The sequence below is a fragment of the Amycolatopsis sp. cmx-11-32 genome (assembly GCF_047608695.1).
Classification (GTDB): Bacteria; Actinomycetota; Actinomycetes; order Mycobacteriales; family Pseudonocardiaceae; genus Amycolatopsis.
The window spans coordinates 154,343-166,946 of sequence record NZ_JADNQN010000003.1 but is presented as its reverse complement, the minus strand read 5'-3'; the positions used below and the strand labels follow the sequence as shown (position 1 = coordinate 166,946).

Below are 12,604 nucleotides of genomic sequence, written 5' to 3'. Positions count from 1 at the left end.
GCCCGCTTCCCACCCCACGGGGCAGCGCTACCCTGCTGCGGTGATCGATACGGACGCCGACGAAGTCCGGCTGTGCGCGTTGGAAGGCTGCGAGAATCCCTTGCCCCCGCCCGCGGTGGACGCCGAGGGGAAACGCAAGGGCGGCCGGCCTTCGGCCTACTGCGGTAAGACGCACGCCGACGCCGCGTCGCGGGCCCGGCGGGCGGCCGCGGTGGCGAGTGTGGCCGATCCGCTGCTCGAGGTCCGCCGGATCGCCGACGAGTTCACCCCGGCGGCGGCGTCGCTCGTGGAGCTGCTGGACACGATGCGCGCCCGGTTCGACGACGCCGCCGGGGCGGCGCTGGGCCGGGTCACCGAAGCCGAGACCGAGGCGGCCACAGCACGGCGCGAGGCCGAGGACGCCCAGCAGGCTGCGGCGAAGGCCGACGCCGCCCGTGCGACGGCGCTGGCCGCGTCCCGGGACGACAAGATGGCCAAGGCCAAAGCGGAACGCACCGCCGAACAGGCCTTGAAGGACGCGGAGGAGACCCGCCAGCGTTCGTGGACCGAGGTCGCCGCCCACGAACGAGCCCGAGGCGCCGCGGAAGCCGCGACCGTCGCGGCCGAACGCGCCCGCGACGCGCTGGTCTCCGATCTCCGGACGCTGCGGGAGGACTTCGCGGCCGTCCGGGACGACAAAACGCGGCTGACCGCGGATCTGGGCGAACGGGACACGGCGCTGGCACGCGCGGTGGCCGAACTCGAAGCCTTGCTGGACCGGCTCGACGAGGCGAAAGCCCGGGTGACGGTGTCCGAAAAGGACTGCGCCGCCGCACGGGAGGAATCCGCCGGCCTCCGGGGCGAGCTGGATCGCGTCCGGGGCGAGCTGGCGCGGGAGCACACCGTCCGCAGCCTGGCCGAGGCGCGGGCGGCGGCGCTGGGTGAGGAACTGGAGCGCGCGCAGGCCCGTGCGGTCGCGGATCAAGCGCGGTACGACGACGTCGTGCGGCAGCTGGCCGAACTCGCCCGCCCGGCGGCCGTCGTGGAGGAAGCTCCTGTGGCCGAGGAGCCGCCGGCCTCGTAAGTGGCGATTCGGGTCAGAGCCAATCGTGTCTCGAATACCTGCCGTCGGGCGGCACGTGTGCTCGAAGGGACGACTCGCGGCGGGACCGGCTGCGTCCGCGTGTCGTCCGTCCAGTCACGCGTGTCGTCCGTCTGATCACACGTGTCGTCCCCTCAGTCACGCGAAACCACCAACTCGCTGCCCTCATGAGTGGCGATCCGGCCGGGAACCTGAATCGCCGCTCATGAGGGCAGCAGCTGCTCGACCCCGTCCAGGATCCGTGCCAGCCCGAACCGGAAGGTGTGCAGGGGCGCGCTCGCGGCACCGTGCGCCGCCCCGGCCGCCTGGCCGATCCGTGCCGCCAGCGGGAACAGTCCCGCGTCGGCCTCCGGGATCTCCGCGAGCACCGGGGCGCTGGCCGTCCACCACTCCAGGTCCGTCAGCCCGGACCGCCGCACGAGGCTCGCCGATTCGACCGATCCGCGTGCGATGCCCTGGACGAACCCGTTGACCATCGCCACCACGGCGTCCATCTCCAGATCGGTGAGCCCGATCGCGTCGACGGCGCCCAGTTCGCGTTCGTGTTTGGCGAAAGTGTTCGGGCCGAGGGGGAGGCGGCTGGTGGTGAGCTGGAGCAGCCACGGATGCCGGTGGTACATCTCCCAGGCGTCCTCGGCGAGGATCGTCACGGTGACCCGCCAGTCGTGGCTCGGCGGCGGGTCGGTCAGCTCGCCGTGTACCCGGTCCATCATCAGGTCGAGGAGTTCGGCACGGCTGGGGATGTAGGTGTAGATGGCCATGGGGGAGACCCCGAGCCGTTCCGCGCCGCGGCGCACCGACAGCGCGGCGATCCCCTCCGCGTCCGCGAGTTCGATCGCGGCGGTGACGATCCCCTCGACCGTGAGCTTCGGCTTGGGGCCGCGGCGAGGCTTTTCCCGCACACCCCAGAGCAGTTCGATGGTCCGCCGTGGATCGCCCGTCCCGGTGTGGTCCGCGTCGCTCATCCCGCTTCTCTCTACAGTGTACAGAATTGTGTTATCCTGAAATGTACACCGTACAGAGATTGGGGCTGAGTGACGTCTCACGACGGTTTCGACAGTGTCGTGTTCGAACCAAAGAATCCAGCGCGGACCAGCGGATTCGTCTTCTGGAACGCCGACGGGCACATACCGGCCGCCGAGGAGGTGACGGTCGCCCTGCCGGAGATCCGGACGGTGCCGTGCGTCCGGCTCCCGATGGCCGAGGCGCTCCCCGCGCTCCTGCGGCTGCGCACGAGTGACGACCCTTCCGCGTGCTTCTGGAGCACAGCGGCCACGGCGGCTTTGAAGCTCGCCGAGGCGGGCAGGCTGCTTCCCGGCATCACGGAGTCCGATGTGGACGCCTGGCGCGCGGGGCCCTTGGAGCCCGCCGATGCCTACTGGCTGCGCGAGCTGTCCGAGGCGATGCCACCCACGGCACGAGCGATCCCGGGCGAGGGAAATCTGTTGCCCGCACGGTATCCGCTGCTGCGCGCGTTCCTCGACGCCGTGGCCGACACCCTTCCCCGGACACCCGCGGCCGCGCAGGCGGCCGGCGTCAAGCCCTTCGCCGCCCCGCCCTCGCACCGCGTCCCGCAGCTGCGGGACTGGGCGGCCGAGGTCGCGGCCGGGCTGGACTCCGGCGTCCGGGTCTCAGTGCGGATCGAGGCACCCGGAGACGACTTCACCAGCGGCCGGTTCAGCGGGGTCGTCCAGGTGCACAGCCTCGCCGATCCGGGTGTCCTGATCGACGCCGCCGCGTTGTGGTCGGGTGACGACCGTTTCGGCCCGCGGGCGCGGATCGACGTGATGCTGGCTCTGCGCCGCGCCGCCCAGCTCTGGCCACCGCTGGAACCCCTGCTCGGCGCGGCTGTCCCCGACGAGGTCGGACTCCGCGACACCGACGTCACCGAACTGCTCACCACCGCCGCGCCGCTGCTGGCCACCGCGGGCATCGACGTCCATTGGCCCGCAGAGCTCGCCCGTGACCTGAGTGCGAAAGCCGTCATCGGCGGCGGTGCCGCGCCACCGGACAACCTCCCGGCGTTCTTCTCCGGCGGCAAACTGCTGCAGTTCGACTGGCAGCTGGCACTCGGCGGTGCACCGCTCACCGCCGCCGAGATGGATACCCTGGCCGAGGCTCACCGTCCCGTCGTGCGGTTGCGCGATCAGTGGGTACTCGTCGACCCCGCACTGGCGGCGAAGGCACGGGACCGTGCCCTGAAACCGCTGACACCGATCGACGCGCTCGGCGCCGCCCTGAGCGGGACGGCCGAGGTCGACGGCGAACGCGTCGACGTCCTCACCGACGGCTGGCTCACCGCACTACGGGAACGGCTGCTCGCGCCACCCGAACCGCAGGCGCCACCGCCGGGTCTGGCCGCGACCCTGCGTGACTACCAGATGCGTGGCCTGCAGTGGCTCACCGCGATGACGTCGATCGGGCTCGGCGGCTGCCTCGCCGACGACATGGGGCTTGGCAAGACGATCACGCTGATCTCGCTCCACCTGCATCGCGCCGAAGGCCCGACGCTGGTCGTCTGCCCCGCCTCCCTGCTGGGCAACTGGGAACGCGAGATCACCCGGTTCGCCCCCGGCGTCCCGGTCCGGCGGTTCCACGGCACCGAACGCTCGCTCGACGAACTCGGCGACGGCTTCGTCCTCACCACCTACGGCACCTTGCGCGTCGACCCGGAACCACTGGGAGGCATCCACTGGGGACTGCTGGTCGCCGACGAGGCCCAGCACGTCAAGAATCACCGCTCCGGCACGGCGAAGGCGTTGCGGACGCTGACGTCGTCGGCCCGGGTGGCGCTGACGGGCACACCGGTGGAGAACAACCTCGCCGAGCTGTGGGCGATCCTCGACTGGACCACCCCCGGACTCCTCGGCACGATGGCCGATTTCCGCCGGGTGTGGGCGAAACCGGTCGAGTCCGGAAAGGACCCCGACGCCGCGGAGCGCTTGTCCCGGCTGGTCCGCCCCTTCCTGTTGCGGCGGCGCAAGTCCGATCCGGGGATCGCGCCGGAACTGCCCGCCAAGACCGAGACGGACAGGCCGGTCACGCTCACCACCGAGCAGGCTGCCCTGTACGAGGCGACCGTGCGCGAACTGATGGCCGAGATCGCCGTCAGCGACGGCATCGCGCGCCGCGGCCGGATCGTCAAGCTGCTCACCGGGCTCAAACAGATCTGCAACCACCCGGCGCAGTACCTCAAGGAACCGTCGGAAGCGGTGCTGGACGGCCGGTCCGGCAAGCTCGAACTGCTCGACGAACTCCTGGGCACGATCCTCGCCGAAGACGGCGCGGTCCTGGTGTTCACGCAGTACGTCGCCATGGCGCGGCTGCTCGAACGCCATCTCGCGCAGCGCGGGATCACCACGCTGCTGCTGCACGGCGGCACCCCGGTGCCCAAGCGTGAGGACCTCGTGCGCCGGTTCCAGGCCGGTGAGGTGCCGGTGTTCCTGCTGTCGCTCAAGGCGGCGGGGACCGGGCTCAACCTGACCCGCGCCGATCACGTCGTGCACTACGACCGCTGGTGGAATCCCGCGGTGGAGGACCAGGCGACCGACCGCGCGTACCGGATCGGGCAGACCCGCCCGGTGCAGGTGCACCGGCTCATCGCCGAGGGCACGGTCGAGGACCGGATAGCGGCGATGCTGCGGGAGAAGCGCGCGCTCGCCGACGCGGTGCTCGCCGGTGGCGAGGCCGCCCTGACCGAACTGACCGACGCGGAACTGGCCGATCTGGTCGAGTTGAGGAGCCGCCGATGAGTACGCCCGACGATCGCGTCCGCGGCTTCCCCGCCTTCGGGGCCCAAGGCGCGCGAGGCCAGTTCGCTCGCTCGTGGTGGGGCCGCGCGTGGGTCAGCGCGATGGAGGACACCGCACTGGACCTGCGGCAGCTCAAACAGGGCCGTAAGTACGCCGCGGCGGGCCGGGTCGGCCCGATCACGGTCAGCCCCGGCCGTATCGCCGCCGTGGTCGACGACCAGGATGGCCAGTACCGCACCGAGGTCCGGCTCGCGGAGCTGACCGGTATCGAATGGGACCGTTTCCTCGACCGGGTCGCCTCCCGTGCCGGGCATCTCGCCGCCCTGCTGGACCGGGACATGCCGCACGACCTCGTCGAGGCCGCCGATGACGCCGGGGTGCACCTGCTGCCAGGGATCGGCGACCTGGACCCGGACTGCGACTGCCCCGGCTGGGAACTGCCGTGCCGCCACGCCGCGGCGCTGTCGTTCCAGGCATCGTGGCTGCTCGACGCGGATCCCTTCGTGCTGCTTCTGATGCGGGGCAAGGGAGAGCGGGAACTCCTCGACGAGTTGCAGCGGCGCAACGCGCCTCGGTTCGTGCGCACCGGTGACGACGACACCCCGGCCGAGCAGGCCTACGCCGACGAACCGGGCCCGTTGCCGGATCTCGCCGGGTTCGTACCCGCCGGGGGCCCGACCGTGCCGGACGCACCCGGTATCCCGGCGGAGACCTTCGCCCTGCTGGCCGCCAACGCGAGCCAGGCTGCCGAGGCACTCCTGACGTCGCAGCCGAAGCTCACCCGCAAGCAGGACGCCGTCCGTCTCGCCGCGACCCGGCCGGAGACCGCCGACAGGCTGCGCCCGGCGGAGAGCGGGGAGAACTTCGACCGCGCGGTACAGGCGTGGCGGCACGGCGGCCGAGCCGGTCTCGAGGTCCTGGAGACCGTGTGGACGCCGCCGTCGCAGGCGATGGGCCGGGCACGAGCCGCCTTCACCGAAGTGATGGACGATCCCGGCGAGGGCCTGGACGTCGAACGCAACCACTGCAGCGTCCACGGGACAGGCGTGCAGGTGCGGCTGGGCAAGGACGGGCTGTGGTACCCGTACCGGGATCAGTGGCCCGACGGCCCGCCCGAAGCCGATCCCGCCGCGCTGTTCGCCGCGCTGCTCGGCTGATCCCACTGCCGTCCTCGCCGCAGTTCAGACAGTTGCGGCGAGGACAGGTGGAGGATCCGGTACCGGATCTCGTCCGACTCCGGCGCCTCGTCACGCCACAGGCTGTAGCGCACTATTTCCCACCCACGTGGATCGACGGCCAGCGCACCGGAATGCGCGCCGTCCTGCCGCAGGTGCTCGCGAAGCCCGTCGAGCGCTTCGCCCAGGAAGGCGACAGGGTCGGTCTCGGCGGGGATCCGCTCGACGTGTTTTCCCGCCGCCACGGGGGGAGTGCCGAACGCCGGTCCCTCCTCGAATCCGAGCACGGTCCAGTGCTGCACCGCGGGACGCCCGAACGAGTCGATGATGCCGCTGAACGGCCCTCCGAACAGGAAGGCGTTCATCCCGTCCTGGTCGTGCCACAGGTAGAAGGGCGCGTACTGGTTCAGCGTCGAGCCGTCGACGCCGCGCTCACGGATCCCGTACACCTTCAGTCCCAGGCCGCCGAAGTCGTCGAGCAGATGCCCGCGCGTGGTGACGCGTTCGCGGATGATGCCCATGTCGTAGTCGGCGGGGAGGGTGATCTCGTACTGCATCGCATGCATGCCGTACATACTAGTAGGTACAGAACTGTCATTTCCTGCTGAGCCGGACGATTCCTTCCCCACCCTGCACCGCGACGACGACGATCACCTGCCGGTTGATCTGGTGCGCCATCCCCGGCGGACCGGACACCGCCCCGCCCATCCCACCGGACGCGGGGGCCAGACCCACCTTCCCCGCCTGGACCGTGACCGCCAGCGGCCCGGCCCCGCCGTCGTTGGGAATCTGCTCACCGGTCCGCACCAGCACCTCACACTCCCCGTCGGAGCAAGCTCTCAGATTCCGCCCGTCCGCCGCGACGAACGGCGCACCGGACGGGGCCGCGACCCCGTCCAACGGCCCGTTCTCCACCGGCGGGCTCGAACTCACCGCGGCGAAGATCGGCGTCGGCTGGGCCGTCGCACAACCGGCGGCGAACAGCGCCAGGGGAACCAGGGCCAGGCATCTTCGGCGATCGACCATGACCGACGAACGTAGCCGACGAACGCGTCGCTGGATGCACCCGAATTCCGCAATCCAGCGGCCGTTTGCACTGTTCAGCGGCCCGGCCGGAGCACCACGTGGTCAGCCGAGCACCGAGTGTCGAACTCAGACCTCCGCACGGGCGATGATTGCCCGCGTGTCCACACCGGACGGAAGCGTCCCGAACGCGACACCCCAGTCGCCGCCCAGCCGTGACGCGCAGAACGCGTCCGCCACCGCCGTCGTCCCGTGCCGCACCAACAACGAGCCCTGCAACACCAGCGCCATCGACTCGACCAGCCGCCGTGCCCGGTACTCGATGTCCGACAGATCGGACAACTCCTTGCGCAGCCTGCCCACCGCGTCGTCCAGCCGCGCGTCGGCACCGGACGCCTGCTCGACCTCCGTGAAGTACGCCGCCACCGTCTCCGGCTGCTTCGCCATCGCCCGCAACGCGTCCAGCGCCGCGACGTTGCCCGAACCCTCCCAGATCGACATCAGCGGAGCCTCACGGTAGAGCCGCGGCATCCCCGACTCCTCGACGTAACCGTTGCCACCCAGGCACTCCAGCGCCTCCACCGCGTGCGACGGACCACGCTTGCACACCCAGTACTTCGTCACCGCCAGCCCCAGCCGCCGGAACGCCTGCTCCTGCTCGTCACCCGGCTGGTCGGTCGCCGCCGCCAGCCGCATCCCGACCGTCGTCGCCGCCTCGGACTCCACGACCAGGTCCGCCAGCACGTTGCCCATCAGCGGCTGATCCACCAGGTTCGCCCCGAACGCCTGACGATGCCGCGCGTGGTGAATGGCCCGCACGGCGCCGTACCGCATCCCCGACGCACTCCCGACCGCACAGTCCAGCCGGGTGTTGTTCACCATCTCGATGATGGTGCGCACGCCGCGGCCCTCGTCGCCGACCAGCCAGCCGATCGCGTCGTCGTACTCGATCTCCGACGACGCGTTGGACCGGTTGCCCAGCTTGTCCTTCAGCCGCTGCAACCGGATCCCGTTACGCGAGCCGTCCGGCAGGACACGGGGGAGGAGGAAACACGACAGCCCACCCGGTGCCTGGGCCAACGTCAGGAACATGTCCGACATCGGCGCCGAGGTGAACCACTTGTGCCCGACGATCACATAGCTGCCGTCACCCAGCGGCCGCGCCGTCGTCGTGTTCGTCCGGACGTCCGACCCGCCCTGCTTCTCCGTCATCGACATCCCGGCGATCAGCCCGCGCTTCGTACTCGGCTCGCGCAACCCGAAGTCGTACTCCGTCGACGCCAGCAACGGCTCGTACCGCTCGGACAGCTCGGGATTCAACCGCAACGCCGGCACCGCCGCGTACGTCATCGAAATCGGGCAGGTGTGGCCTGCGTCGACCTGACCCCAGACGTACATCTTCGCCGCCCGCGCCGCGTGCGCACCCGGCCGGGAATCCCGCCACGGCGCCGCGTGCAGCCCATAGGACACCGCGACGTCCATCAGGTCGTGCCAGTGCGGGTGGTACTCGACCTCGTCGATCCGATTCCCGACCCGGTCGTGCGTCCGCAGCACCGGCTCGTTCTCGTTGACCAGCCTGCCCCAATCCTGAACGTGTTCACTCCCGGCCAGCCTGCCGAGGGCGTGCACCTCCGCCACCGCCCAGCCGGCGCCCGCCCGCTCCAGCCCCTCCAGCAGAGCCGGATCAGCGGCGACGTCGTACTCCGCCAACGGCGGCACCTGGTTGGTGACCTCATGAGTGACCGGCATCGGAACCTCCCAAAGAACGCAGGACGAAAGTGCGCAGCCCGGACACCTCGTCCGCACTGCCGGTGGTCAACGGGCCGATCAGCACCTCGGCCGCCGCCCCGACGAGCGCCGCCGCGGTGACCTCCGCGTCCTGAGCCGGGAGCACCCCGGCACGGACGCCATCAGCCACGTGCTGGGCCACCACATCGCGGAACGCGCGCCGGAACACCAGCCGCTCGGCCTCGATCGGCGCGTCGACAGGCTCGGCCAGCAACGCGTACGCCATCCGCGGGGTCTTCAGCGCACGGCTCGCGAAGGTGTCGAAGACCGCCACGACCCGCTCCGCCGGTGTGCCAGGCCGCTCCGACACCGCGCGTACCGCCTCGACCTCACGCGTGACGACCTTCCGGAACAACTCCACGACCAGTGCGGCCTTGGTGGGGAAGTGGCGGTACACACTCCCCACCGCCACCCCCGCCCGCTCCGCGACCGCCGACACCGAACACCCCGCGTAGCCACGCTCGGCCAACTGCTCCATGGCGGCGGCGAGGACGGCGTCGCGCTGGGCGTCCAGTCGCTCCTGGACCTTCGGGGTTCGGCGGTACGGCACTCAAGAAGTGAAGCATTGATTCACACCTTCAGTCAACGAGTCCGCACGAGGTCCTCCAGAGCACCGGCGATGCCCTTCCGGTCATAAGCGCCGGTGGGCATGGTCGCGGAGTGGGCGTGCCGGACCACTCCATCCCGGTCGACCAGCAGGCTGCCGGACTGCTGCAAGGAACCGAACACCTTCTTCGTCAACCCGACAGCCTCATGCGGGGAACCACTCCGACCTGTCACTACCTGCAGCGACAGCCCACGCTTCGCCCGCCAAGCCGCAGCTTCCACCCGGCCCTCGGGAACGGCGACCAGGACCCGCACACCAGCGAGCTTCGCGAGGTCCCTCACATGGCTGTTGCAGACAGGACACGTGGTCGAGCGCATGAAATACAGCAGCAGATTGTCCGTGCCGCGGTGATCCGAGAGACGCACGACCTGCCCGGCAGTGTCCTCCAGGGCAGGGACCGTGGAACCGATTTCGAACATGACGACTCCTCGAGAGATCAGGGAACGGGGTTGCCGAGAAGGTCACGGACCGCCGCCCGCGCCCGATGCAGCCGGGACTTCATCGCGGCCGTACTCAAGCCGAGCGCGTCGGCGACCGCCCGGCCCGAATACCCCTGGATGTCACGCATGATCAACACGCGACGCTGGTCAGCGGGCAACTCGGCGATCACCGCCGCCACCCGCCGCGCCTCCAGCCGCCGCAGGACGTCGTCCTCCGCCGAGACCACCGCGTCCGACCACCCCAAGTCGTCCCCACGCAACGCCCGCCTCGCCCGGCGCAGGCATTCGTTGCGCACGATCCGGAACATCCACGACGCCAGCGCACCGGAAGCCCGCAAGGTGCCGATCCTGCGATACAGGATGATCAGCGCCTCCTGCGCGGAATCCTCCGCGTCCTCCGGCGAGGCACAGAGCGAGCGCGCGAAACGCTGCACATGCGGATGAGACCCCGAGACCAAAGCAGCGATGGCGGCCTCGTCCCCGCCCTGCGCGGCCACGATCAAAGACTCCCTCGGCCACTCGGCCTGCACGGCGACCTCCTCAAGCACCGGGCTTGTCCCGACCCCTACAAGAGCAGCCATCCAGGCCAAAGGATTCAGCCGTACACACGTGACCCCGCTCACGCCCCCAACACGCGACTCACCACCAGCCCGACGCCACCCGATGGCATGATCGCCGCTATGACATGGACCGCCCCCGAGGTGACCCGCCCGTCCGGCGACACCGCCGCCGACGAGCGCATTCTCCTGCCATCGCTCCTGGCCTGGCACCGCAACACCTTCCTCGGCAAACTCGCCGGCCTCACCGGAGAACAACTCGCCCAGGCGTCGGTCCCGCCCTCGAACCTCACCCTCCTCGGCCTCATCCGCCACCTCGCCAAGGTCGAACGCACCTGGTTCCGCCTGCGCTACGCCGCACAGGACATCGAACCCCTCTACGACCCCTCCCTCGGCAAGGACCACGACTTCGAGGTCATCGACGCCACCAAAGCCGAAGAGGCCTACAACACCCTCCTCGAGGAAATCCGCCTCGCTGACGAAGCCGCCGCCAACGGATCCCTCGACGACACCCTCGACCTCGACGGAAACCCGTTCTCGCTCCGCATGCTCTACGTCCACATGATCGGCGAATACGCCCGCCACAACGGCCACGCCGACCTCATCCGCGAACGCATCGACGGCACCACCGGCGCCTAGGAAGTGACCATGGAATACGGATTCATCGGCGCGGGTGAGATCACCGCCGCCATCGTCGAAGGCCTCAGCAAGGACATCGCCGACCCGCCCTCGATCTACCTCTCGCCACGCAGCCGCAGCGTCGGACAAGAACTCTCGGCACGCTTCGCCAACGTCAAAGTCTGTGACAACAACCAAGCCGTCGTCGACAGCTCCACCACGATCATCCTCGCCGTCCGCGCGCCGATCGGCGAAGAAGTCCTCCGGGACCTCACCTTCCGGCCCGAGCACGTCCTGATCAGCGCACTCGCCGGCGTCCGTCTCGACCAGCTTCGCGACTGGGCCGCACCAGCAGGCGACGTCGTCCGCAGCATCCCACTGCCCCCGGCCGCCCGCCGCCAAAGCCTCACGGCCATATACCCCGACAACACCGAAGCCCGAGCCCTCTTCGACAGCATCGGCGGCAGCGTCGTCCCCGACGCGGAAAAAGACCTCGAGATCTTCAGCGCCGCCACGGCCACCTTCGCCGCCCACCTCGACTACCTCGGCACCATCGCCGCCTGGATGACCGACCAGGGCATCGAAGACACCACCGCGACCACCTTCACCAGCCACATCTTCGGACAACTCGGCCAATCCCTGCTCTCGCAGACCGGCTCCCTCGAAACCCTCACCGGCAAACACATGACCCCCGGCGGGCTCAACGAACACTTCCTCACCGACCTGCGCACCCACGGCGTCCCCGACACCGTCCGGAACGCCCTCGACGGGATCCTCACCAGACTGCGCGACAAATGACGATCGTCGACAGACTCCGCGCAGCCGGATGCGTCTTCGCCGAAGACGAAGCCCGGCTCCTCAGCACCGAAGCCCGCACACCCGCCGAACTCGACGCCATGGTCCAACGCCGCACCGACGGCGAACCCCTCGAAGTCATCCTTGGCTGGGCCGAATTCCACGGACTCCGCATCGCCGTCGAACCCGGCGTCTTCGTGCCACGCCAACGATCCGAACTCCTCGTCCGCCACGCCGTCACCCTCGCCGGCCCCGGAGCGGTCGTCCTCGACCTCTGCTGCGGCACCGGCGCACTCGGCGCCGCCATCGCCGCCGAACTCGGCGAAATCCGGCTCTACGCGGCTGACATCGAACCCGCCGCCGTCCGCTGCGCCCGCGCCAACGTCGCCAAAGCCAGGGGAGAGGTTTTCGAAGGCGACCTCTACGAACCCCTCCCCGCGTCGCTACGAGGCCACGTCGACCTCCTCGTCGTCAACGCCCCGTACGTCCCCACCGACGCCATCGCGATGATGCCGCCCGAAGCACGCGACCACGAACCCCGCATCGCACTCGACGGCGGGCAAGACGGCGTCGACGTCCATCGCCGTGTCGCCGCCGAAGCTCCACAATGGCTCGCACCGGGCGGGCACCTGCTGATCGAAACCGGGGAGAGCCAGGCCTCGAACACAGCGGAAGCCATGGCACACAACGGATTGACCCCCGAAGTGATCACCGACGACGAGCTGTACGCGACGATTGTTGTCGGTGCCGGGGGATAGGGTCCCCGCC

General features: G+C 70.0%; 13 protein-coding genes. 6 read left to right on the top strand and 7 right to left on the bottom strand.

The window, feature by feature from the left end:
- The first annotated feature begins 40 nt into the window (after window positions 1-40).
- Window positions 41-1,063 (top strand): hypothetical protein, encoded by a 1,023-nt coding sequence (locus ACM6LR_RS09560; protein WP_414939053.1) that lies wholly within the window; start codon window positions 41-43, stop codon window positions 1,061-1,063.
- 221 nt (window positions 1,064-1,284) lie between these two features.
- Here ACM6LR_RS09560 and ACM6LR_RS09555 read toward each other — a convergent pair whose 3' ends face one another.
- Complete coding sequence (locus ACM6LR_RS09555) at window positions 1,285-2,046, bottom strand: TetR/AcrR family transcriptional regulator (RefSeq protein WP_414939054.1); 762 nt, start codon at window positions 2,044-2,046, stop codon at window positions 1,285-1,287.
- Between the two features lie 69 nt (window positions 2,047-2,115).
- Between ACM6LR_RS09555 and ACM6LR_RS09550 the strand changes: the two genes are divergently transcribed.
- Together ACM6LR_RS09550 and ACM6LR_RS09545 are read left to right on the top strand one after the other, a co-directional pair.
- On the top strand, window positions 2,116-4,833 hold the full coding sequence (locus ACM6LR_RS09550; RefSeq protein ID WP_414939055.1) for a DEAD/DEAH box helicase: 2,718 nt from the start codon (window positions 2,116-2,118) through the stop codon (window positions 4,831-4,833).
- Window positions 4,830-5,990, top strand: a complete 1,161-nt coding sequence (locus tag ACM6LR_RS09545; RefSeq protein ID WP_414939056.1) for an SWIM zinc finger family protein — start codon at window positions 4,830-4,832, stop codon at window positions 5,988-5,990. Before ACM6LR_RS09550 ends, ACM6LR_RS09545 begins: the two co-directional genes overlap by 4 nt.
- On the opposite strand, the gene ACM6LR_RS09540 is transcribed toward ACM6LR_RS09545, so the two are convergent.
- From ACM6LR_RS09540 to ACM6LR_RS09515, 6 genes are all read right to left on the bottom strand, one after another.
- On the bottom strand, window positions 5,927-6,574 hold the full coding sequence (locus ACM6LR_RS09540) for a DUF4865 family protein (RefSeq protein WP_414939057.1): 648 nt from the start codon (window positions 6,572-6,574) through the stop codon (window positions 5,927-5,929). The two genes, ACM6LR_RS09545 and ACM6LR_RS09540, sit on opposite strands and share 64 nt — an antisense overlap.
- Before the next feature lie 28 nt (window positions 6,575-6,602).
- The gene (locus ACM6LR_RS09535) at window positions 6,603-7,034 is read right to left on the bottom strand and encodes a hypothetical protein (protein WP_414939058.1); all 432 of its coding nucleotides are present in this window, start codon (window positions 7,032-7,034) and stop codon (window positions 6,603-6,605) included.
- A gap of 126 nt (window positions 7,035-7,160) precedes the next feature.
- The gene (locus ACM6LR_RS09530) at window positions 7,161-8,780 is read right to left on the bottom strand and encodes an acyl-CoA dehydrogenase family protein (RefSeq protein ID WP_414943593.1); all 1,620 of its coding nucleotides are present in this window, start codon (window positions 8,778-8,780) and stop codon (window positions 7,161-7,163) included.
- On the bottom strand, window positions 8,764-9,369 hold the full coding sequence (locus tag ACM6LR_RS09525; RefSeq protein ID WP_414943592.1) for a TetR/AcrR family transcriptional regulator: 606 nt from the start codon (window positions 9,367-9,369) through the stop codon (window positions 8,764-8,766). Before ACM6LR_RS09525 ends, ACM6LR_RS09530 begins: the two co-directional genes overlap by 17 nt.
- 32 nt (window positions 9,370-9,401) lie before the next feature.
- The gene (locus tag ACM6LR_RS09520) at window positions 9,402-9,845 is read right to left on the bottom strand and encodes a peroxiredoxin family protein (protein WP_414943591.1); all 444 of its coding nucleotides are present in this window, start codon (window positions 9,843-9,845) and stop codon (window positions 9,402-9,404) included.
- Between the two features lie 17 nt (window positions 9,846-9,862).
- Window positions 9,863-10,396, bottom strand: a complete 534-nt coding sequence (locus ACM6LR_RS09515; protein ID WP_414939159.1) for an RNA polymerase sigma factor — start codon at window positions 10,394-10,396, stop codon at window positions 9,863-9,865.
- 150 nt (window positions 10,397-10,546) lie between these two features.
- On the opposite strand from ACM6LR_RS09515, the gene ACM6LR_RS09510 reads away from it, so the two are divergent.
- From ACM6LR_RS09510 to ACM6LR_RS09500, 3 genes are read left to right on the top strand one after another with little or no spacing between them, the layout of a single operon-like run.
- Window positions 10,547-11,062 (top strand): DinB family protein, encoded by a 516-nt coding sequence (locus ACM6LR_RS09510; RefSeq protein WP_414939062.1) that lies wholly within the window; start codon window positions 10,547-10,549, stop codon window positions 11,060-11,062.
- A gap of 9 nt (window positions 11,063-11,071) precedes the next feature.
- Window positions 11,072-11,839: an NAD(P)-binding domain-containing protein gene (locus ACM6LR_RS09505; protein WP_414939063.1), complete on the top strand. Its 768-nt coding sequence runs from the start codon at window positions 11,072-11,074 to the stop codon at window positions 11,837-11,839.
- Window positions 11,836-12,594: a putative protein N(5)-glutamine methyltransferase gene (locus tag ACM6LR_RS09500; protein ID WP_414939064.1), complete on the top strand. Its 759-nt coding sequence runs from the start codon at window positions 11,836-11,838 to the stop codon at window positions 12,592-12,594. The genes ACM6LR_RS09505 and ACM6LR_RS09500 overlap by 4 nt, the downstream gene beginning before the upstream one ends.
- Window positions 12,595-12,604: the final 10 nt, after the last annotated feature.